The sequence below is a fragment of the Priestia sp. MDV22-iso46 genome, assembly GCF_058629175.1.
This window is the reverse complement of record NZ_JBZVWT010000001.1, coordinates 1,260,826-1,282,609: the sequence shown is the minus strand read 5'-3', so window position 1 is coordinate 1,282,609 and position 21,784 is coordinate 1,260,826. Positions and strand designations below refer to the sequence as shown.

General features: G+C 34.8%; 24 protein-coding genes and 1 pseudogene. 14 read left to right on the top strand and 11 right to left on the bottom strand.

Features of this window, described 5'->3' with window-relative positions; genetic code table 11:
- The first annotated feature begins 368 nt into the window (after positions 1-368).
- On the top strand, positions 369-1,865 hold the full coding sequence (locus tag AC4NPH_RS06640) for a class I adenylate-forming enzyme family protein (RefSeq protein ID WP_013056388.1): 1,497 nt from the start codon (positions 369-371) through the stop codon (positions 1,863-1,865).
- Between the two features lie 73 nt (positions 1,866-1,938).
- Here the strand turns inward: AC4NPH_RS06640 and AC4NPH_RS06635 are convergent, their stop codons facing one another.
- Both AC4NPH_RS06635 and AC4NPH_RS06630 read right to left on the bottom strand, forming a co-directional pair.
- On the bottom strand, positions 1,939-2,160 hold the full coding sequence (locus AC4NPH_RS06635; protein ID WP_013056389.1) for a hypothetical protein: 222 nt from the start codon (positions 2,158-2,160) through the stop codon (positions 1,939-1,941).
- Positions 2,161-2,390: 230 nt separating this feature from the next.
- On the bottom strand, positions 2,391-4,613 hold the full coding sequence (locus AC4NPH_RS06630; RefSeq protein WP_491938668.1) for an MMPL family transporter: 2,223 nt from the start codon (positions 4,611-4,613) through the stop codon (positions 2,391-2,393).
- Positions 4,614-4,748: 135 nt separating this feature from the next.
- Between AC4NPH_RS06630 and AC4NPH_RS06625 the strand changes: the two genes are divergently transcribed.
- From AC4NPH_RS06625 to AC4NPH_RS06600, 6 genes are all read left to right on the top strand, one after another.
- Entirely contained in the window at positions 4,749-5,369 is a 621-nt protein-coding gene (locus tag AC4NPH_RS06625) for a TetR/AcrR family transcriptional regulator (protein WP_013056391.1), read from the top strand.
- A gap of 337 nt (positions 5,370-5,706) precedes the next feature.
- A complete protein-coding gene (locus tag AC4NPH_RS06620) occupies positions 5,707-6,480 on the top strand; it encodes a TerC family protein (RefSeq protein WP_335482229.1) in 774 nt (257 codons plus the stop codon).
- 347 nt (positions 6,481-6,827) lie between these two features.
- Positions 6,828-7,025, top strand: coding sequence for a hypothetical protein (locus AC4NPH_RS06615; RefSeq protein ID WP_013056393.1), 198 nt, complete (start codon positions 6,828-6,830; stop codon positions 7,023-7,025).
- Positions 7,026-7,042: 17 nt separating this feature from the next.
- The gene (locus tag AC4NPH_RS06610) at positions 7,043-7,351 is read left to right on the top strand and encodes a spore coat protein (protein ID WP_491938667.1); all 309 of its coding nucleotides are present in this window, start codon (positions 7,043-7,045) and stop codon (positions 7,349-7,351) included.
- Positions 7,352-7,592: 241 nt separating this feature from the next.
- Positions 7,593-7,919 carry a YflT domain-containing protein gene (locus AC4NPH_RS06605; protein ID WP_013056395.1) on the top strand — a complete coding sequence of 109 codons (327 nt, stop codon included), beginning with the start codon at positions 7,593-7,595 and terminating at the stop codon, positions 7,917-7,919.
- 718 nt (positions 7,920-8,637) lie between these two features.
- Positions 8,638-9,399: a PAS domain S-box protein gene (locus tag AC4NPH_RS06600; protein ID WP_057238217.1), complete on the top strand. Its 762-nt coding sequence runs from the start codon at positions 8,638-8,640 to the stop codon at positions 9,397-9,399.
- 309 nt (positions 9,400-9,708) lie between these two features.
- Here the strand turns inward: AC4NPH_RS06600 and AC4NPH_RS06595 are convergent, their stop codons facing one another.
- Both AC4NPH_RS06595 and AC4NPH_RS06590 read right to left on the bottom strand, forming a co-directional pair.
- The gene (locus AC4NPH_RS06595) at positions 9,709-9,921 is read right to left on the bottom strand and encodes a hypothetical protein (protein WP_429582289.1); all 213 of its coding nucleotides are present in this window, start codon (positions 9,919-9,921) and stop codon (positions 9,709-9,711) included.
- A gap of 265 nt (positions 9,922-10,186) precedes the next feature.
- Positions 10,187-10,609 carry an Lrp/AsnC family transcriptional regulator gene (locus AC4NPH_RS06590; protein ID WP_013082584.1) on the bottom strand — a complete coding sequence of 141 codons (423 nt, stop codon included), beginning with the start codon at positions 10,607-10,609 and terminating at the stop codon, positions 10,187-10,189.
- 144 nt (positions 10,610-10,753) lie between these two features.
- On the opposite strand from AC4NPH_RS06590, the gene AC4NPH_RS06585 reads away from it, so the two are divergent.
- Both AC4NPH_RS06585 and AC4NPH_RS06580 read left to right on the top strand, forming a co-directional pair.
- Positions 10,754-10,960, top strand: a complete 207-nt coding sequence (locus AC4NPH_RS06585) for a DUF1272 domain-containing protein (protein ID WP_081085204.1) — start codon at positions 10,754-10,756, stop codon at positions 10,958-10,960.
- A gap of 9 nt (positions 10,961-10,969) precedes the next feature.
- Positions 10,970-11,173: pseudogene (locus tag AC4NPH_RS06580) on the top strand (cysteine hydrolase); the annotation flags it as partial.
- Positions 11,174-11,348: 175 nt separating this feature from the next.
- Here AC4NPH_RS06580 and AC4NPH_RS06575 read toward each other — a convergent pair.
- Positions 11,349-11,846, bottom strand: coding sequence for a DinB family protein (locus tag AC4NPH_RS06575; protein ID WP_013056399.1), 498 nt, complete (start codon positions 11,844-11,846; stop codon positions 11,349-11,351).
- A gap of 204 nt (positions 11,847-12,050) precedes the next feature.
- Between AC4NPH_RS06575 and AC4NPH_RS06570 the strand changes: the two genes are divergently transcribed.
- A complete protein-coding gene (locus tag AC4NPH_RS06570; RefSeq protein WP_063671187.1) occupies positions 12,051-12,893 on the top strand; it encodes a hypothetical protein in 843 nt (280 codons plus the stop codon).
- A gap of 136 nt (positions 12,894-13,029) precedes the next feature.
- On the opposite strand, the gene AC4NPH_RS06565 is transcribed toward AC4NPH_RS06570, so the two are convergent.
- Positions 13,030-13,341 (bottom strand): DMT family transporter, encoded by a 312-nt coding sequence (locus AC4NPH_RS06565; RefSeq protein ID WP_013056401.1) that lies wholly within the window; start codon positions 13,339-13,341, stop codon positions 13,030-13,032.
- Complete coding sequence (locus AC4NPH_RS06560; protein ID WP_013056402.1) at positions 13,341-13,679, bottom strand: DMT family transporter; 339 nt, start codon at positions 13,677-13,679, stop codon at positions 13,341-13,343. Before AC4NPH_RS06560 ends, AC4NPH_RS06565 begins: the two co-directional genes overlap by 1 nt.
- Before the next feature lie 184 nt (positions 13,680-13,863).
- Here AC4NPH_RS06560 and AC4NPH_RS06555 point away from each other — a divergent pair, with 184 nt between their 5' ends.
- Entirely contained in the window at positions 13,864-14,757 is an 894-nt protein-coding gene (locus tag AC4NPH_RS06555; protein ID WP_053487092.1) for a LysR family transcriptional regulator, read from the top strand.
- A 298-nt stretch (positions 14,758-15,055) separates the two neighbouring features.
- On the opposite strand, the gene AC4NPH_RS06550 is transcribed toward AC4NPH_RS06555, so the two are convergent.
- Positions 15,056-15,202: a BH0509 family protein gene (locus AC4NPH_RS06550; protein ID WP_013056404.1), complete on the bottom strand. Its 147-nt coding sequence runs from the start codon at positions 15,200-15,202 to the stop codon at positions 15,056-15,058.
- Positions 15,203-16,150: 948 nt separating this feature from the next.
- On the opposite strand from AC4NPH_RS06550, the gene AC4NPH_RS06545 reads away from it, so the two are divergent.
- On the top strand, positions 16,151-16,354 hold the full coding sequence (locus AC4NPH_RS06545) for a cold-shock protein (RefSeq protein WP_013056405.1): 204 nt from the start codon (positions 16,151-16,153) through the stop codon (positions 16,352-16,354).
- A 282-nt stretch (positions 16,355-16,636) separates the two neighbouring features.
- On the opposite strand, the gene AC4NPH_RS06540 is transcribed toward AC4NPH_RS06545, so the two are convergent.
- A complete protein-coding gene (locus AC4NPH_RS06540) occupies positions 16,637-16,840 on the bottom strand; it encodes a cold-shock protein (RefSeq protein ID WP_013056406.1) in 204 nt (67 codons plus the stop codon).
- Positions 16,841-17,124: 284 nt separating this feature from the next.
- Here AC4NPH_RS06540 and cshA point away from each other — a divergent pair, with 284 nt between their 5' ends.
- A complete protein-coding gene (cshA, locus tag AC4NPH_RS06535; protein ID WP_053487093.1) occupies positions 17,125-18,525 on the top strand; it encodes a degradosome RNA helicase CshA in 1,401 nt (466 codons plus the stop codon).
- A gap of 295 nt (positions 18,526-18,820) precedes the next feature.
- Here cshA and AC4NPH_RS06530 read toward each other — a convergent pair whose 3' ends face one another.
- Positions 18,821-19,021, bottom strand: coding sequence for a cold-shock protein (locus AC4NPH_RS06530; protein ID WP_013056409.1), 201 nt, complete (start codon positions 19,019-19,021; stop codon positions 18,821-18,823).
- 735 nt (positions 19,022-19,756) lie between these two features.
- The gene (locus AC4NPH_RS06525) at positions 19,757-20,401 is read right to left on the bottom strand and encodes a glycosyltransferase (RefSeq protein WP_491938666.1); all 645 of its coding nucleotides are present in this window, start codon (positions 20,399-20,401) and stop codon (positions 19,757-19,759) included.
- Positions 20,402-20,928: 527 nt separating this feature from the next.
- On the opposite strand from AC4NPH_RS06525, the gene AC4NPH_RS06520 reads away from it, so the two are divergent.
- On the top strand, positions 20,929-21,723 hold the full coding sequence (locus AC4NPH_RS06520) for a DUF2935 domain-containing protein (protein WP_013056411.1): 795 nt from the start codon (positions 20,929-20,931) through the stop codon (positions 21,721-21,723).
- The last annotated feature ends 61 nt before the right edge of the window (positions 21,724-21,784 follow it).

Genomic DNA, 21,784 nt, shown 5'->3' with positions numbered 1-21,784 from the left:
ATATAACTCTTAAGACTTTTGTTATTCACATGGAGAGTGCAACTAGCAATTAACTCGACGCATAGAAAGAGAACATACTTAATAGCTGGTGCAAAAGGGGGCTAAATTAAAAAAGAAAAGAATCTTACAAGATAAAGCGCTATGAACTCCTCAACATAAGCTTCAAAGTATATTGAATAGTCTGCTCTGAATAAGCAATATGTATCTTTTACATGCTAAAAAGATATGAATTTTCCAAACGCCCATAACTGACGTTTGCGTTAACGTTAATTATGGGTAATGTAGTTTATAGAATTAAAAATAATTAGAATGAAGCACCATTTAAATATGATTCAAACTGGTCATTATCATTAAAGGAGAGAGCTATCATGTATACACTTGGAGAACTATTAGAGCAAAGGGCTACACAATCTGCTGAAAAAGAGGCTTTAATTTGGAGTACATCTTTCCATACATTTAAAGAATATAATGAACGTGTCAATCAACTCGCTCATTACCTGTTAAGCCATAACGTTAAAAAAGGGGATCGAATTGCAATTCTCTGTCAAAACAATCATCCGTTTCCTACCATTCTGCTAGCCGCATTAAGAATCGGAGCCGTAGCGGTTCCTATTAGCTGGCAGCTTACGAAGTATGAAATTATTGATATTTTAGATAGTGCACAACCTAAAGTTATTTTCTACGACCAAAAATTTCATGAGGTTATTCCTTTTGATTTTGAAATATTAAATGACGTTATTACTTTACAAGTAGGAAGAAAAAATAGTGTGGAGACAGTTGAAGAATATAATGAAATTTTTTCTGCGTATTCTATACTAAATCCAAATATACAGGTCTCTCAAGATGACATAGCTATGCTTCTTTTTACTTCTGGAACAACTGGCAACGCAAAAGGCTGTATGATTGAGCATGGTCATGTGTATTCGTATATACAACCATCTAGTCAACGAATCGATTATGAAGAGGATGGTCGTTTTCTTGCCTCGCATCCTTTTTATCATATGAGTTCTATTAATAATATTTTGAAATCTGTTTCCAACGGGATGGGGTTATTTCTGTTGTCAGATCCTACACCGGAAATCATTTGGGAAACGATTGAAACTCATAAGATCACTATGATGTTAGCGTTTCCCTCTATGTATATGCAAATGCTCGAAGTAGTGAAAAATGCAGGGTCAAAGAAATCTTCACTAAAGGTTGCTATTGCTGGAGGGGCAAAAGTTCCTGCTTATCTTATTAAGGAATATGAAAAATTAGACATCAGCATGATACAAGGTTATGGAAGTACAGAAGCATGGACAGTAAGTGTATGGACACCAAATATGGGAAATGAAAAAATTGAATCAGCAGGTAAGCCTCTTTCTGGTGTAGAAGTAAAAATTATTGATCCTGAGTCAGGACAAGAAGTAAAAACAGGAGAAGTTGGAGAAATTATTATAAAAAGCCCCTATTGTTTTAAAGGCTATTGGCATAATCAAGAGGCGACTGACAAAGTCCTTAGAGATGGTTGGTTCTATATGGGGGACGCTGGAAAGGTAGATCAAGACGGTTTTTTATATATTATGGGACGCTATAAAGATGTTATCGTATATGGCGGTGATAATATCTATCCTGATCAGGTAGAAGAAATAATTGAGCAAATAGATATGGTTATAGAAGCTGCTGTAGTAGGAGTAGAAGACCCAGTTTATGGAGAAAAACCTAGAGCGTATGTGGTAAAAGATCCTCATGCTTCTTTAACAAAAGAAGATATCCTAAAATATTGTAGAGATCGTCTAGCAAGCTACAAAATTCCCGAAGTTTATTTTATTGATAAACTTCCTAAAAACCAGCTAGGTAAAGTATTAAAAAGAGAACTAAAATGAAGATAGTTAAAAGCGTGGGCTGAATGCAGTCCACGCTTTTAGGATGGAAAATTATATATCTAAAGCAGAAATGTTAAATAGAAAGTCCTTTTATATCAGGATAACAAACACGAAGTGTATTCTCATACTCAGATTCGTATCCTGTAAATACCAGCTTTTTTTCTTTATTCTCATAGTGAAATCCGAATTTCTTTAAATCATTTTTCAATATATCTTCCCTAATTTTCATGGAAGAAGCAATATCTTCATAAGTAGCACCATTATTTAGCTTCTGAATAATCTCACCTATTAACAAGTTACAACCTCCAGTAGTATACGTTTCTTAAGTAATAATTTATCCTAAACAGCTGCTTTTATGAGATACAAGTAAAGATTAACACTTTAAGTGAGGGCTATATTAAAAGAAGTGTAGAAAGCTGCATGTTTTTAATGGTAAATTATTTCTCTGGTCTTTATCATAAAATTTAATTGATCCTGAAAAAAGCAAAGAGAATATTCTCTTTGCTTTTTTCTTGGCTTTAATATTTACTGCTCTTTTTCTGGTGCCATTTCAACTTTACCTGGCCAGAAAGCAAATTTTCCTAAAACCGTAGTAATCGCAGGTACAAGGAATGGTCGCACAATAAATGTATCTAACAAAACACCTAAAGCTGTGATAATTCCGAACTGAACCAGAACTTGAATAGGCAGTGTTGCTAGAACCGCGAAGGTAGCAGCTAAAATGATTCCAGCTGATGTAATAACACCGCTTGTTTTGCTTACGCCTTCTTTAATTGCTTGCTTTAATGGCATGTGCTTCTTTTTCTGCCAGATGCTTGAGATCATAAAGATATTATAATCCTCACCAAGCGCCACTAAAAATACAAATGCGTATAAAGGAATCGCTCCTTGGATAGCATCTGCCCCCATGATGTTGTGAATAATGAGCCAGCCTAATCCTAAGGCTGCACTGTAGGACAAGATAACCGTTCCAACCAAGTAAAGCATGGCTACAATGGAACGCAAGTAAGCTAATAGCAGGAGCGATATGAAAATAATAATTAATGGGACAATGATACTGTCGTCTTTATCACTCGTGGTCATCGTGTCATACTGTGTAGCTGTTTGACCGCCGATCCATACTTTGGATTTGACTGCGGAAACTCCGGACTGTGACAGTGCCTTTTCAGCTGCATCTCTCAAGTCTGGAATAGCTTTCATTGCTTCTATACTATATGGATTCACATTAAACGTGACGTCATATACTTTTAAATCCTCATTATTTGTACCACTTTGAGGTGCAGAAACGGTACTAATAAGGTGATTTTTCTTTAATGCTTTTTCAAGGTCAACCGATTTTCCTTCCGTATCAATGACTACTTGTGCCGGTGCTAGTTCACCAGGAGAGTAAGCATCAGAGATAATGGTAAATCCTTCACGAGAAGGCATATCTTCAGGGAAAGAAGACAATAAATCATATGTGTACTTGATTTGACTTGAGTAAATGGACAAAGCTCCAAAAAAGACTAGACAAGCTACAATGATTGTCCATGGTTTAGTCGTAACCACATTACCAATCCAATTCCCGAAACGGTTTTTCTCTTTTCGGTCACGCACCGGTTTTCCTTTCTTTTTCGCCAATTCCTCTTCCATTTCAGGAGTACGAGGAACGAAAGGATAAAAAGAACCTCTTCCCATAACCGAAAGCAGGGCGGGAATAAGTGTTAAACTTGCTAATCCCATAACTAGAATAGATAAGCTAAAAGGGATTGCAAAGCGGTGGTAAGCACCGTATTTTGCTACAATCAAGGCCAGAAGAGAGATGACAACTGTAAATCCACTCATAGCTATAGCACCTGAAGCACCTTTAAAGGCGTTAATAAGTGCTTGTCTCTTATCTTTTACTTTGCGAAGCTCATCCCGATAATGAGAAATTAAAAATAAACAATAGTCTGTTCCTGCTCCAAATAACAAGACCGTCATAATGGATATGGACTGCGAGTCAACCGTAATCCATTCTTTATCTGCCAAAATACCGAGAATCGGACTCAGAACCCCATAGGCAAAACCTACACCGATTAAAGGAATAATCGCTAAAATTGGGGAACGATAAATTACAAGAAGTAAAATTAAGACTAATAAAACTGTCGCGATTAGTAAGGAAACGTCTGCTCCTTCAAATAAGCTGGTTGCATCTACTTGAATTCCTACAGGTCCGGTAACGCGCGTGCTTAGCTTATCTTTTGCATCGATATCTGTAGCAAAAGAATCATATGAAACCTGTTCTTTTACTTGTTTTTTAATCGTGTCTAGATTTTTTTCTAGTACATCCGTTTCAACGTTTTCTTTAAAGAAAATGGGCTGTACAAGCGTTGTACCGTCCTTCGAAATCATATTTTGTAAAGCTGCTAACGGTAATTTGTGCAAAGGCGGGGTAGACGTTTGTTCTTCTAACGGTTTCTTTTCTAAATCTGCCGCCACTTGCTGAATAGATTTTAAGTCATCGGTATTCAAACCTGAATCTTTATGCCATGTAAGCAGGGCAGGAACCCCTGAAGAGTTAGGGAATTCTTTCTTTATGAGATTTTCAGCCTCTACAGAAGGTGAATTCTCACTTAAGTTTGGTGCATTGTTCACTTCCGTTTTATTAACGGCAGGCCAAGCAATTGTTAGAACTGCAGTTGCCAGAATCCATACGGCAATAACAACCCAACGACTCACTTTTCCAGTCATCAATCGGCTGAATGTTGCTAAAGGTGATTCTTTCATTAATTCTCCCTCATTTCCAAATCTGTTTGTTTCTATTACAATATATATAGAACCTTCAATAATTATATATACCAGAAGGTTAATTAATCAACTAGTTTAAATGTGCCAATTTCTTGAACTAGAAGGAGGGCCCTTATGAATACGAATCAGACGCCGAAAAAAAAGCCTGGCAGACCTAAAATAACAACTGAAAATAATATAACAAGAGAGCAAATTTTAAAAACAGCTGCCCATCTCTTTATGGCATATGGATACGAAAAAGTTTCAATGGAGCAAGTGGCTGAAGCAAGCGATGTGACCAAGGCCAGCGTTTACTACTATTTTAAAAATAAGGCAACTTTGTTTACCGTTTCGGTATCAAGTATGTTCCAACGTATCACAAAACAGACAGAGAAATTATTACAAAACTCCAAAGGGCTGAAACACAGATTATATGAGGTAACCTTGGATCATTTAAAAAGACCGCATATTGATTTTGAAACATTATTGCAAGAAGCGACTTCTTCGCTTACAGAAGGTCATATTCATGAAATTCGTGAAGCGGAGAAAGCGATACATGAGGCATTAGAGAACGTATTCAAGCAAGCTGCAAACAGCGGAGAAATCGTCGTAGCAAGTCCCAGATTGCTTGCGCATACATTTTCCACGGTAACAATGATTCGGAACAAAAAAGAATTAATTACAGAATTAGGAGGCCCTGAAAAAACGGCTCAGGCTCTAGTGGATCTTTTTTGGGTAGGGATTAGTCCTAATTAATTTTCTTATTCCACTATAAAAACCGGCTGTAACATATTGGTTAATATGTTACAGCCGGTTTTTTTTATTGTTCACAGGTACTTCTTGAGAAAAGGGGAAGGGCATAACAATAATAGGGTGACTTTCTAACCTATGTAAGTATGTTGACATAAACTATTTACTGACATACTGGAACTCGTGTTTATGTTTATGTTTATCTTAAGAGATGTTCAATTGTTGATTAGTGTTAAAAAAATGAAAATCTTATCTTTTAGAGTTTACTGTAGCATATATGGTTATTCTATTGTAAACAAAACCTTTAGTATAACAGCTTACATTTTGGAAAGGAGAAAAATGGATGGAATCTATTTGGCTCGAATACGTATGGGCATTATTGATTCTAATCGGGTTAGAAGGATTATTATCAGCTGATAATGCTCTTGTACTAGCAGTTATAGCTAAACATTTACCCGAGGATCAGAAGAAAAGAGCGATTAATTACGGAATTCTTATGGCATTTATTTTTCGATTTGGAGCTCTTTTTGCCATTTCATTTATCGCCAACGTCTGGTGGATACAGGCGATAGGAGCAGCTTATCTTCTGTATTTAGGTTTAAAGCATGTCATTAAGGCACGGTTTGGGAAACACAATGAGAATATTCATAATGATGATGAAAAGGAGTCTGCTGGAAAAGGGTTCTGGCCGACGGTGGGAAAAATTGCGTTAGCCGACCTAGCTTTTGCCATTGATTCTATTTTAGCTGCGGTTGCTATAGCTCTCGGACTTCCGGATTCACAGTTTGGAGAAATCGGTGGTATGGACGGAGGGCAGTTTGCAGTTGTAGTTCTTGGAGGGATTGCAGGTCTTATCTTAATCAAGTTTGCAGCGACCTGGTTTGTAAAACTCCTTGAAAAGCGACCTGCTCTAGAAACGACAGCATACGCCATTGTTGCCTGGGTAGGGGTGAAACTTGCTGTTATTACTTTTGCGCATAAAGATATTGGTGTCTTAGATCCTCATTTTCCTCATAGCACTATCTGGACTCTAATTTTCTATGGAGTATTAGTTGGTATTGCTCTATTAGGTTGGTTTGCACCGGGCAATAAGCCATCAGAAAAATCATCGGTCTAGAAGGTAATTGAGTGTAATGATCAGCCTTAATTTACCAATCATCCTTACTCTTTCCGTCCAAATGGATCCTCATTTCAGCATCTAAAAGGATGTTTAGATTCTATAGAAAAGTGAGTTTTGTTGTTTCAAGCGTAACGATCAAGTGCGTTAATCCAAGCCGGGTTAACGCACTTTTTAATTGAAACTATTGCGCAAGCGAACCGGATTATTTTATTTATTATTTTTGTTAGTTTTAATATTCCTGTTTCTCTTTTTAAAATTTCAAAAAAATAATCAATACTTGTTTAAATGGAAATGATTTGGGAATATAATTCACAAGTCAAAAAAATGACAAGGAGGATGCAAACATGGCAAAGGGACTAGCTATGCACGAAACGCTAGAAGTTCATGAAATCTTAACGCTTAAAACATCATGTGTAACAAAAGGAACAGCGATGTTGGAATTGGTAGAGGATGAGGATTTAAAAAAGATTCTTGAAGAAGATGTTCAAACATCTACTGAAGCGATTAAAGAATTGAAAAAAATCTTAAAGAAAGCTCAATAAATAGGAGGGGTAGAAAAATGGCCACTAAAAGTACTCTTACTAAAACGTTAGATGATCTTGCTATCGCGACTGATTTATTATTATCAGCTAAGAATGGTGTACGAACATATGCGGTAGCGCTTACAGAAACGGCGACGCCTGAAGTTCGAAAGGTATTAAAAAAGCAATTAGATAAAGCCATCGAGCTTCATGAAAAGATTGCCCAATATATGATTGATAATGAAATGTATCATGCCTATGATGTAGAAGAACAAGTAAATCACGATTTAAAAAAGGCAGATAAAGCGTTAGATTTAGCGAAAGGTGAACTAAAATTCCCCCTCTGACAATAGAGGGGGAATTTTTTCAAGGTTACATAAAAAGTTCTCTTTCGATATTTCTACAAAGGAAAAGAAGTCTATATCTTATTCTCTTAGAAGTAGATAATTTACCCCATTTTATACAATATTCAGATGATATTTTATAGTCTTTTATCCCATATCTGAATAAATTGGTTTTAATTGGCTGCTGAAGGATACACCTATTAGTAGAACGACATATTCTATGGGGATAGAGGAGGAGAAAATAGTGAAGGAAATTAAAGTAGCAGAAAATAGTGGTCAGGCAAATAAGTTTATTGAAGAGTTTTTTGCCAACGGGTTTAGTAAAAGTGAAATTTATTTATTGACCTATAATAAAGAGCGCTCGGAATATTTAACAAATACAACAAATACAAAAGAATATCGAGCTTCTGAACAAGGAGTTTTTGAATCTGCAGTTAATAAGTTATTTTCTCGTGAAGATGAACTTCATTCTAAAATGGCCTCGTTAGGCTTAACCCAAGAAGAAGCTAAACAATGTGTCGGTGAAATGAAACAAGAACGTATAATCATTATTGCAAAAAAAGATGTGTAATGATTTTTCCTTGCAATAACTTTCGAAGAAACTAAGTGATCGAGAACTATTAGTAAATCATACTAGCATGTTGCTTTATATATAATATTTGTTCTTCTGTACGAAGGGTTTATGAATCGGAAAGATACTGAACGCAAGTATATTACTAGAGTCGTTTACTAATCTCATATGGAGGTGAAAGGATAATGATTCAATTTTTTGGTATCCACATAGGGACGTTATACTTTCCTACAAGTATCCTTCTAATTACTTTATTAGTTTTAGTAGGTTTTATTATCTATTTTCTTAGTAGAAGAAAAAGAAATAGAGATCAAACGATTCATTCAAATGAGAATAGGGTAAAGGGGAAAAGATAAAACTCTGTAAATGATCTAAAAGAAGAATTAATATATTTCGTCATCAAAAAGAATTCCCGTTTGAAGTGAAAATAAATTATCCTAATCCTACAGTTCCTGATACAGCCTTACACCATGATTTAACTCGTGAGAAAGTATGATTTAAATAAATGCAGAGAGGGCCCTTGAATTCATTTCTAAGGGCTGTTTTTATTTTTGTTCTGTAAAGGACAGACGACCTTTTAATCTTCTATTTTCTTACTATTTCTTATTTATAACTTCAAAAGAAACTTTATTATCGTTTTTTAAGATCTTAAACAAGCAATTGAACCCTTGATAAATTTGAAATAGTAGTCTAACCTTCATATTAAGGAGTGAAAATTATGAATGAAAACATTTCGGGTATTGATTATCAGGAAGTCATTGAATATGCGTTAGATCCACTCATTATTCATTCAAATCATAAGATTATATATGTTAACCACGCAGCTGAACATTTTTTTAGAGGGAAAAGGGAAGATATTATAGGTGCAAGTCCCTTAGATATATTTCAAGAAACATCTAAAGCAGCAATAAGGAAAAGAATCCAATCTGCTTATGAACGCCCAGCAGAGCTCATTGAGGAAACCATATTTAGATTGGACGGGACAACTGTTAATGTTGAATTATATTGTCATCCCTTGCTGCTGGGAGATAAAAAAGTAATCCAAACCTATGTGAGAGATATTACAGTAAAAAAAGAGAGTGAAACAAGACAAAAAGAAATAATAAAGCAAATAAATGAACTGTCTACAACCCTTGTTCCTCTTTTAGAGGGAATCGCTGTACTTCCCTTAGTAGGATCCATAGATGAGGAAAGAGCAAACCAACTTTTAATGGCTGTTCCAGTAAAAGTGCAGACGCAAAATATAAATTGTTTAATTATAGATTTTTCCGGTATTTATACATTGGATTCAATTGTAACGGAGCATCTTTTTAAAATTAATAGCGTTATGTCACTACTTGGAGTGCAATGCATCTTAACAGGATTAAGACCAGAATTATCTCGCTCTGCTGTACAGCTAGGTATTAATTTAGATTCTACCCCGACAATGGCTACTGTAAAAAATGCACTTCATTTTTTAGGAATTACTTCTAGTAAATAACCTGTAAAATGAAAATAACTAAAGCAACTTTTACGTTTTTAAAGATACATATTATATGAATCTTTAGGTGGTGCTAAACCTTTCAGAGGAATTTTCTAATTAAAGGAATAGTGACATCGTCTTTTACGGTTTCATGCTCTTTTAAATATTTTTAAGTGAGGTTTTTAAATTAGATTTGTATCTTGTATACATTAGAAAAACAAAAGAAACTCCTGAACATATACCAGGAGTTTCTTTTGCTTAAAATAACATATTGTGCAATCGCACGTTTGTTGAATAAAAGATAGAAGAATCATTGAATCGCTTTCTTCAGTTTAAAATTTTGTATAAAGCTTTAGAAGCGTTATCTATATCATAATCGTTATAATTTAAGGTTTTTTGATCAGTAAGTGTAGTGATTTGAAAAATCTTAGATGTTTTACAATACGACAATTCCAGTACTTCAGGAATGGTATGAGTAATAGCACTATCCTCGTATTGAACAAGAGTATAAAGCGTTTTTTTTATTTCAAGTATATTCATAAAAGTACCTCTTTCCATTATAAGGAAACCCAGGGTACAAAGAGACCATATAATTTAAATTTATGTTCTTTCTCTATTGTAACATATAAACGTATAGAAAAATACCTGCCGAGAACAGACAGTATGATAGCTGCAATTGTAAATTCTATGCACTTCTAATCCTGCTAGCTGATCAGTTAAAAAGGCGGCTATCAACAGAACATGTTCTTCTTATAATAGAATTACCTTAAATAGATTTAGTGATAAAAAAAGAGTAGATTATAATCTACTTTATTGCTTTATAAACAACTGGTGAAGAAAGTTTAATCAATGTAGATGGCTGCCCAAAAGCCATAGATTCATCAATGAATGTTTCAAGAGATTGAACGGAATTAGTTAAAACTTTTACTAAGTAGTTGTATTGACCTGCCAAACGATGACATTCGATAACTTCAGGGTGTTCTTTGCAATATTCTACGAATTGCTTGCATTTTGTATTGCTGTATAAAATAAAAGCAGTTACAGGTTTGTTAAAATTTTCAGGATTAATTATTGCTCTATATCCATCTATTATATTTTTTTCTTCAAGTTTTTTTACCCTTTCATTAACAGCAGGGGTAGATAAACCAACCAGCTTTCCCAACTGTGTAACGGACAAACGAGCATTCTCTTGTAGATGTAGTAATATATTTTTGTCAATTTCATCCATAAAACATACCCCGCTTTAAATTATAAATTAAAATAATAGGTTTTCCGTCCATATTAAAGTTATTACTTAGGAATACAATAAGAAACATATGTAAAAAAAGAAATTTATAGAATACAATTTAATTATATCAAAAGGAGGGATTTAATGGCTTTGGAAATGAGAAATACATGCGAAAAGTGCAATAAGAAACTCCATAATAGCTCTGTTGCTTATATCTGTACACATGAATGTACATTTTGTGATAAATGTAGTGAGAACGCGATGTATATTTGTCCTAACTGTGGAGGAGAACTAGTTAAAAGACCAAGGGGTAAAGAACATTCGTTAAGTTGCTCACTGAGCTTGTCATAAATTTAGAGACAACACTGTATAGATAGTGCAGTCAAAACAGCTACGATCAATGGGGTGGGCATTCAGCAGCGAGCCGTAACAGGTTTAAGTACGGAACAAATTATAAAGCATCATAGTGAAAGTTTACATGTTCATTACAATGTTGTACACTTTTCAATTGTCAGAAATGCAGAAGAAGACTTGTTTCGTCCGACACATTATTCTTATAGGTAACGAATTGCACGAAGACAAAGATTTTTAGAGTGCTGAAAATCGAATTCAGTAATCGATTGATTTATAGATAAAACAAAAGGTAATAGCACATAACTAAAATAAAGCCCTAAAAGTGTCTAATCGACGCTTCTTAGGGCTTTATTTCTGCCAATCATTGTGTCTCAATCGGTTTTTATTAAGCAGGAAAGCCTCCTGTTGGCGGTGGCCATGCTCCGTTTAATCTTCTCATAATGACAATTTCACCTAGATGATAGCTGTTGTGAGAAGCAATATTACGCAGTAAGCCCCCTGGGGTCTCACTTGGCCAAGCATCCAGAGGTTCTTCGATTGCTAATGTATCAGCTAAGTGACAAGCTTCGTCAATTCCATCACAAAAATGCTGGATCGTCTTTTTCCATTCTTCCTTATCAGACGGAGCTGGATGTTCGGGCCAGCTTTCACTCACACTTTTCGGTTTTTCGGGGTTTTCTCCTTTAGCAAGGGCAAGTAAAAAGTCTTGCCAATAGCTCATATGCTTCACTAATTGATAAATAGAATAAGGTAATTCCTCTTGTTTATGTGAAGCAAGCTTCATATTAATATCAGTTATTGCGTTAATCGTCGGAAGGTGACCTCTTTCACCTCGCAGTGATTTGATAAGCGCATCACGAAATGCTGTATTCGTTTGTGTCATGTTTTTTTCGGCCTTTCTTTTTCAAAGTATTAAGCTTGTAACAGTTTAACACAAATCAGTTTAATATATGTACTTCTGTGATTAACGTTTTACTATAACAAAGCCACTAAAATAAATAGTATCAATCACAATTTTTTGTTTGTAAGTCGCCTTTAAATGACGAAATATGATTTAATATAAAATATATAGAAAAAGGTACCCTTTATGGAAAGTGAAAAAGATTATGTGATTTTGAGAAAGACGATAACAACTCTTTCTACAAGCTTTATTTTAGCTTACCTTTTGGCAATAACAGGTCTGGTTCAACAGCTAACTGATGGAGAAGAACTATCGTATCATACTGGAAATGACATGGCAGGGTGGTTCCTTGTATATCTTTTTTATGTAGGTGCAGTTATTGCTGTATACGGAAATTTTGTCTCAGTTATACTGGACGCTATTCGAAAGAAATGGCTTCCCAACATGAGGTGGCTATTTGTCTTCTTCCACGGCATATTAGGCTTAATTAACGGTTTGTTTTTTCAAGATACATATTTGGCTTATTACGGGATGGCAGCTGCTATGTTATATGCATGTATAGATTGGTGGGTAGAAAGAAGAATTGACAGGGAAAAAAGTACAAAAGTATTGCTAATTATACCTCTTATTCTTTTACTTCTCAGTTGGAGTATATTAGAAGCGATATCACCTAGTCTTCCGCCATTTACCAAAGAAGATGCCATAGAGTTTGCGACAACTGGTGAAGGAACAGATATTGATTTATTTCCTGATACAGTTGGAACATGGAAAGGAACGTTTGAGGGATATCACGTTCAAAGAAGCACTCGTACTAAAAAAATAAATAAAGAGTTATACCTTGTGACCTTTGAAGAAAACTGGACCAAAGGGAAACGAAAAGGACACTATGTAATGTCTTATAAAGTAGATCGCAGCAGTGTCTCAGGGTATGGCGGAAGTGGCACAACACCTCCTTATATGAGAAGGTATTACAACAATAAAATAGTAAAAATTAAGTTTATGAATAAAGGAGCTTTGATCTATGTCTAAAATTTCTCTAGTAGAGGCTGTGAAATTGAAAAGTGTATTATCAAAACGAATACATGAATTAGAAGAAGAGATGGACCGTGTTGCATTGGTGCCCTTACTTATAAGTTAAGTAAGGGCCTTATTTATCTTATTTTTATTAGAAAGCTTTCAGTATAATAACACCTGTAATAATAAGAGTAACCGAGATAATCTTTCTTTTGTTTTTTGATTCCTTAAATATATAAATACCTAACAGCGTTGTACTAACAATCGTCAGCCCTGCCCATATAGCAAAAACGATTCCCATTTCAAAATAGTGTGTCGTTAGAGAAATAAAATAAATACAAGCAATGAAGAGTAGAAATGCGCCTATCGTGGGAACAGTTTGTCTAAAGCCTTTAGATAGTTTTACACACATTTGCCCTGCAATGCCTAAAACTAAGCCAATCGTTAAAAATACGTATCCCATTACGCTGTCCTTCTTTCTTTAGAGCTCCCTTTAATGTTAAGAGAAACTGCACCGATTATAATAAGAGAAACACCTAAAATTTTAGATAAGGAAATAGTTTCATCAAAAAAGATAATACCTGTGACAACAACAAGTACAGTTGCTCCTCCTGCATACAAAGCACTTGCTACTCCTACTTCACCTTTGGCGTTAAGTAGCATATAAGCAGCAATTGAAGAACAATAAAATAGTATGGCGAAAACAGTAGGAACAAAGTTTGTGAATCCATTTGTAAGATTAAGAAAAAATACTGCGATTACCTCCAAGATGATGGCAAGAAACAATAGTAAATAAAACAATCAGATTTCCTCCTTTCAGTCACCTCATTTTAAGAACTTTACGTAATTGCTACTAAATAATTGCAGTAGCACTCAGATGTCATTATTTTATCTAGAGCTTGATACCTTGTAAAATAATGATAAATGATTGTAGATATCACTATTATTAATACCTAAATGAATGTAAGTGGAAAGGAGGATGTTTATGGAAGTAGAAGATATACGCATATTTATGGCTGTAGCAGAATACGGCAGTGTAAGCCTTGCCGCTGATAAGCTAGGCTATGTCCAACCAAATGTAACAGCACGTATTCGGTCTCTTGAACGAAAAATTGGACACCCATTGTTTCATCGTCACAGACGAGGAATGACATTAAATGTAGAAGGTCGAAAACTTTTAACATATGGAGAACAAATGATGCGGCTGATGGATGAAATACAGAAAGCATTTCAAGATGAGCGTAACCTTGTTGGATCATTATGTATTGGGTTAGTTGAAACGGTAGTAGGGTTTCCTGAAATCATTTCTTCCTATCATAATAAGCACAAAAATGTGGATATTTCTTTAGTATCAGGAGTAAGTACACAATTAATAGAGAAAGTTCTTAAGTTTCAGTTAGACGGGGCATTTGTAGCAGAACCAGTAAATGTGTCAACGCTTGATCAAATTCCGGCTTTTGATGAAGAAATTGTACTTGTATGCAGTGCAAATGAAAAAGGGAAGAAGCAGATTCAGTCTGCCAAAGAGTTACTACACTTACCATTCATTTTATTTAATGAAGGCTGCCAATATAGAGAAAGACTACAGCAGTGGTTAAAAGACGAACAAATAATATCACCAAAAATTATGGAATTTGCTACACTTGAAACGATTATGGGGACAGTAGTTTCTGGTCTGGGTGTGACACTTATAGCCCGGTCATTAGCGGAGAGATATGAGAGAGAAGGGTTAGTACAACTCTTTCCAATACCTGAACCTTACAGAAACCTCAGGATTGTGTATGTTCGTCGCTCCGACTCCTATCTAGGAGTAACTGAGCGTGAATTTATAAAGACAATCAGCGAAGTAAGAGAAGGGGAAAATAAGCGAACGAATTGAATCGATTATAGAAGATATAAACGAACACACGATTGTAGAAAGAGTTGACTCGGACGAAGTAGGAGGGCTAAAGATCTTTTTATCTCAAGGTTATTTATTAGAGGTGTTTCCGAATACGTCAGAAGACGATGAATATAGTGAGTTCTGGAGACTTTTCAACCGGAAGGAAGGCAGCCCTCACTTTGTTGTCACAGGAAATGGTGTTAAAAACGAGTAATCGCATAATTAAAGAAACGAAAAAAGCACAAACCCGTTGGAACCAAACGTTTTTGTGCTTTTTTCTTATTTTATAATTGAGTTACATATAATCATAAGCGGAATCATCAAAATAGAGCCAGTGATAATATTCAACCTGCGGATCTGTCATCTTCGAAACTTCTTCTTCATTGAATTTTTGATACTCAACTAATTTCTGCACTTTAGAATTTCTTTCCACTTGGCTCATTTTAAATCCTCCTTATAGTTTGAGAAGTAACAATGTATTTAAATATAGAAAGCGTTTTCTTTTTCTTGTTTTTATTATATATCTCAATATGAGATTAAAACAATATCAATTATAGATGATTTTTCAAAAAACAATATAGAAATGGTATTATGGCATCCGATTGGGACAACAAGGCTTCTGCAATCGAAATTAAATAATAGGTGATTCCCAATGGCAAGGCTAAAAATTTTTTGTTAGTATTGTTGCTTAATCCCCAAAAAACATTATGATAACTAGCTCTATAAATTAGAAATAAAGCTAGCTGTGTTAAGCTAGCTTTATATTTTTTATGCTGTTTTCCAGAGCTGTAAATTTTCAACTGTCGTTCACTTTGTTATAAAAACTCTTTAACATTTTCATCATGTTACGCCCTGAAGTTCTTGACATTTGATTATTATCTTCATCATCATGAGTACTCAGGTACCAACTTCCTTTGTTATCTTCATTTAATCTATATACCTTATTGGTTCTACTATCTGTATAAAAGTTTCCATCCTTCAGTCTCACACAATCCCCCCTCTACCAAGTGTCTATCCTGTATTATGCCCAAGATATCAATTTTATGAAAAATTTCATATACACAAAAACAGCAGGTTTCTTAATGCGCTTATTATTTTGTAAGTAATCTACAGAGGTGCAAAAATGGTGAAAGTCCATTGAATTTATGTACTGCTAGTAAACCTTAAATTAGTTCTTAATGCGATACATATATTTCCATTTTAAAATTTTATCTATTTTTCTGTATTTGCTATCTTCGGTTCTGTGTGTTACGCTTAGATTAATTATTTTTGTTCGGTGTAGGATTGAGAGAAGAGAAATCTCTTCCATAGAAATTTTCATCTTAAGATAGTATGGTTGGACAAGGGTAGTAATACAAGTGTGGACTATTCCACACCAGGAGGCACTATTATGGAACAAGGTACAGTAAAATGGTTTAATGCAGACAAAGGCTTCGGCTTTATCGAAATTGAAGGCGGAGACGATGTATTCGTACATTTCAGCTCTATTCAAGGTGAAGGCTTTAAATCATTAGAAGAAGGTCAAAAAGTAACGTTTGACATCGAACAAGGCCAACGTGGAGCACAAGCTGCTAACGTTCATAAAGTAGCATAATTAAAATGAGTAAAAAAGACTCCACCTAGGAGTCTTTTTTTACTTTTGATTTCACTAGCTAGCAAAAGACATATTATATCTCATTTTAAAATCTCGTTATAATAGAAAAACCAGCGTTTTAAGTCTGGTTTCTGGGTCATACGTAGGGTACAAGGTAGGAACTAGTTAACCATACACTAGAAATACAAAGCAAATATGGCATGTTTGTTTGGTAAGAAGTTTACTTTCAGTTAAAGAAGTGCCGTAATTTTTTTATAGATTTATACAACAGACGGACATGAATTATTTTTGATGGGGATTAGGAGACGCATCTAAAAGCCGTTCTCCTGTTCTCATTTTATGGCCACATAAAGGACACTTTTGCTGTTTTTGATAAGAGAAATTTTTTCTCATCCAACCATTACATTCTTCTGATTCACATTCCCAAATCTCTATTTGTTCTTTAGGTAAGGGCTCTTGATTTTTTTTCCTATGGTTATAATACATAACTACATCATCCCTCCTCCTAAATAGTATACCTTTTAAAAAAGAAATAGTGAGAACCATATCTTTCTAAATTAAACCACACTTTATAGATCCTATAAAAATTTATAAATACACGGAAGAGCGGATAAAATAAGGCATGAATTCGCCTTGTATAGATACGCTAAAATAAGATGTTCGTGAATAATAACACGGATTTCCATTACGCAGAAATGAATAAATAATATCTCTCGTTAAAGAGTACTTTTCTCATTTCTGAATTTAAGTAAGAGAAGGAGCACGAAAAAATGAAAAAATTTTCTGATTTTAATTTAAGCAAGGACATTGAAAAGGCAGTTCATAACTTGGGTTTTGAAGAGGCTACGCCGATTCAGGCTGAAGCTATTCCGATAGCTATGGCGGGTAAAGATCTAATTGGACAAGCTCAAACCGGTACTGGAAAGACAACAGCTTTTGGCATTCCCCTTATAGAGCGGGTTGAGCTTGGTGAAGAAGGGATTCAGGGAATAGTCTTAGCACCGACACGTGAACTGGCTATTCAAGTAGCAGAGGAGTTAAATCGAATTGGACAGGTAAAAGGAGTTAAAACGCTACCCATTTATGGAGGCCAGGATATTAATCGTCAGATTAAAGCCCTTAAAAACAGACCGCATATTATCTCGGCAACCCCAGGACGCCTTAAGGACCATATGAAGCGAAGAACCATTCGTTTAAATCATATTCGTACAGCTGTTCTGGATGAAGCAGATGAGATGTTAAATATGGGCTTTATTGAAGATATCCAATCGATTCTTGGTGGCATCTCTTCTCCCCATCAAACTTTACTATTTTCAGCAACTATGTCGAAGCAAGTACAAAGTCTAGCCCAGAAATTTATGAACGATCCTGAACTCGTAAAAGTAAAAGCGAAGGAGTTAACGGTAAAGAACATTGAGCAGCAATATATGGAAATTCCAGAGAATCGAAAATTTGATGTTCTTTGTAATCTTGTAGACCTTCAATCACCAGACCTTGCTATTGTGTTTGGACGCACAAAAAAACGTGTGGATGAACTTGCTGAAGGACTAAAAAAGCGTGGGTATGCAGCAGAAGGCATTCATGGAGATCTTACACAATCCAAACGTGCCGATGTAATTCGTCAATTCAAGAATCATACGATTGAGATTATGGTTGCAACCGACGTTGCAGCAAGAGGACTTGATATTACAGGTGTTAGCCATGTCTATAATTTTGATATTCCTCAGGACCCTGAAAGCTATGTTCATCGTATTGGCCGAACAGGACGGGCAGGTACTAAGGGATTGGCAGTTACCTTTATAACTCCAAGAGAACGTAATCATTTAAAAGTGATTGAAGATGTCACGAAAACCAAAATGTCTAGACAATCACCTCCTACTTCTAGTGAGGTAATGGCAGGGCATCAGGAAGCAATCATTCACCAGGTTTTGACCGCTATCGACAAAGGGGAGTTTGTGGAATATAAGCCAATGGCGGAAAAGCTATTAGAAGAAGTGGATTCTGTTTCTTTACTGTCAGCCACTTTAAAGCTCTTAACAAAAGAATCAAATATGACCTCTGTCCAATTGACTGAAGTGGCACCACTTCGTAATAAAAAGGCAAAAACAGAGCGTAAGAGAAATAGAGGGAGAAAAGAAACAGTAGGCCGTAAAAAAACATATAGAAAATAATCCCTGATTATTTTTGATGCGAGAAAGGATAAGGGCTATGAGTGAGAAAATATTTAGTAATGGAGAAATAGTAAATATAAGAGTATCAAATGAATTAGTGACAATCTTAAAAAGTCATTATGTAAAAAACATGAAAAGATACTCTTATACAGTCGACAAATACCCAAGTACCTTTTTCTTTGAAGAAGAGTTAAAAAAACGTGAACTATAATTATTGATGAATAAGTGTTGATATAAAAATCTTTTTAAGTAAAAACAGACTCTGAAAATAGAGTCTGTTTTTTAGTATGGTTTCTTATGCTTTATTTACGTTTGTCGCTTGTGGTCCACGTTGTCCCTGTTCGATATCAAAAGTCACTTCTTGACCTTCATCCAAGGATTTAAAACCTTCACCTTGAATAGCTGAGAAGTGAACAAATACATCTTCTCCACCTTCGCGCTCAATAAATCCAAAACCTTTGTCAGCATTAAACCATTTCACTTTACCGTGTTCCATTTTTTGTTTCCTCCTAAAATATAGAAAATAAACCAGATTATCATTAAATCTAGCCTATTTATTATATTATCCCAATAGAGACATCTTAAACTTAAATTAATTTGATCTTTTTAACTTTCTTTATCATCACTCATTCCATTAAAATGTAATAAGGGTATGACTATATACATCATAATGAGGTTCTGGTGCAAAACCTTCAAAATATTTATAAGTGATCTTCTAAACATGGAAATGATAGAAGTCGAGTATTAGCCACTGTTCACACAATTATTAAGGGCATTGTATTCATAAATATGAACCTAAATTAGATGAGAGAGCACAATGGAACCGGTCTTTCCTAAAGAAAAGGAAGTTCACTCAAAAAAATTTTGAATAGTGGCGTAAAAATACATTCTATTAGATAGGAATCTATATACTTTTTTCATATAAATACAATCTTCGCACTAAAATCCGTAAACTTGTTTCCAAATAAAAAATGACGCCGTTTTAGGCGCCATTTTTTATAGAATAGAGAAGGACACACCCTAGGCACGGGCGGTACTTTTAACACATCGTCTTGATTTGATAATACCCAGTGTTTAAATTTAATAAACCTTTGGTTATGACGCTTTATGCAGAATATCTACGTTTACCTTTTTAGTAAACATAAGGTTTCTTAGAGTCATCAAGTAAAAGAGCCCTTACAGGTGCAGTGTTTTATGAAGAAATTTCAAATAATACTGGATATTATTAAAATTATTTATTAAATTTCTTTGGAAACTGCTTCACAACTCCTGCAGATATAGTATCTGCCATTAAGAAAATATGTGAGACTCCTTCATCAATTGCAACGATTCTTGCCTCCCAATCTTTTTCTAAGCTTGCAGATAAATCATTTGTCACTAATTTTAGATGCATATACAGTAATTTTTTCAAATCTTCATTTTTTAAATAAGGGTTGGCCTGGCTAAGGAACGCTGCTATATCATCAGCATTTCTATACCATTCTTTGTTTAATTGATTCACCAAGGCTTTCTTTCCCGTTTTAGCCGCATCTACAATCTTGCCAGCAATCACAATATGTTCCTTGAGCAAATCCGTAAGTTTATTCCCAGCTTTCTCTCCGTATATCGGCTTCACAGCATTCCCGATATCTTCTTGATTTTTTAATAACCTTGCCAACACCTGTTTTTGGTCTTCTGATCCTGCTGTTGTTGCACTTGTAATATAATTGCTTGTCCACAATACATGATCCATCCAAAGACTTCTGAATTCATTTTCAAACTTTACCTGAGATTGACTAACACGATGTTCTTGTGTTTGAGCACGAGTACTACTTGGGTCAACCAGCATGTTTAGCGAAAATAACAAAATAAGTCCCATCCCTAACAATTTTTTCATAAAAGCTGCTCCTTCCAATTTAAATGATCCGTCTTATTATTTGTATATGGCATTTTTTACATTCCTCAAAATGTTATTTTCTAATAATAATTCTTTATAGAGTACTACCACACTCCCAATCAGCTCACACGGATGAAGGGTTACAGAGGATACCTTTCTATAAGGTGATAGTAGAGAATTCGAAATTTTAGGCTCTTGTATTTATACATTCATAAATATTATTGCTTGTCTCATATGTTTATATAAAACTCTAGAAGAAAAAGAGGTGAAAAATGTGAAGCATATGCTAATGGTATGTAATCAGCATGTGAAGGAGGGACTTATTGGTCTTAAAACCCCCCATGTAAAGAAGATTCCCTACTCTACATGTACCTGTTCTTTTTGTGAGAGAAGGGCTAAAATCAAAATCTTTTATTCCATTCCTCAAAAATATAGTAAAACCAATTTTTATGTGAGCTTAAGCATGTCCAGACATAAAACAGAATAACTTAGAATGAAACTAATTTACAATTATAGGAGGATTAATAATGACTAATGCATTTGTTGCACAATCCTTAGATGAAATTCGTTTTTGGTCAAGGATTATGAAGGAACACTCATTGTTTCTTCGATTAGGTTTTAGATGTGAGGATACACAATTAATACAGGAAGCGAATCAATTTTATCGTTTGTTTGAAGATATTGAACAACGCTCTCATTCATTTACTAATCAAACAGATCCGGAGCAAATGAGAAGATTTAATTCGGAAGTCCAACAAGCAGCCACAGGTATATTTGCATTTAAGAGAAAAATTTTAGGTTTAATCTTAACCTGTCAACTACCGGGCTCAAATAACTTTCCTCTTTTGGTTGATCATACTAGTAGAGAAGCCAACTATTTTAGAAAACGATTAATTGAATTAAACGAAGGGAAATTGAAGCCGCTAGCTGATGCAATTATAAAGGAAAATGTCTTCTTTTTAAGAATTATGGCTGATCATGCCCAATTTATAGGCCATCTTCTTGATCCATCAGAAAGAAAACTTGTAGATATGGCGAGAAACTTCAGTCACGATTTTGATCAATTAGTTTTTCAAGCAAGAGATTTAGAGTCTATGAAGCCTCAATCTCAAACGGTACCTCTTTTGGATCAATTTCTTGATCAGAATCGTGTTTCCGTGGCTTCCCTTAGAGACTTTAAAAAAACAGCAAGAGATTTAATTGAGGAATGTAGAATTAAAAGTATTATTCATCCTCTTTTAGCTGATCATGTTTTTCGAGAGGCTGAAAGGTTCCTTCATATTATCGATATGTTTGAAAAGAATCTTCAAACACAAAAATAATACATTGATGTTTCCTCTTTACAAATCTTAATGACTTAATTTAAAAGGCTTCAGCTTTTGA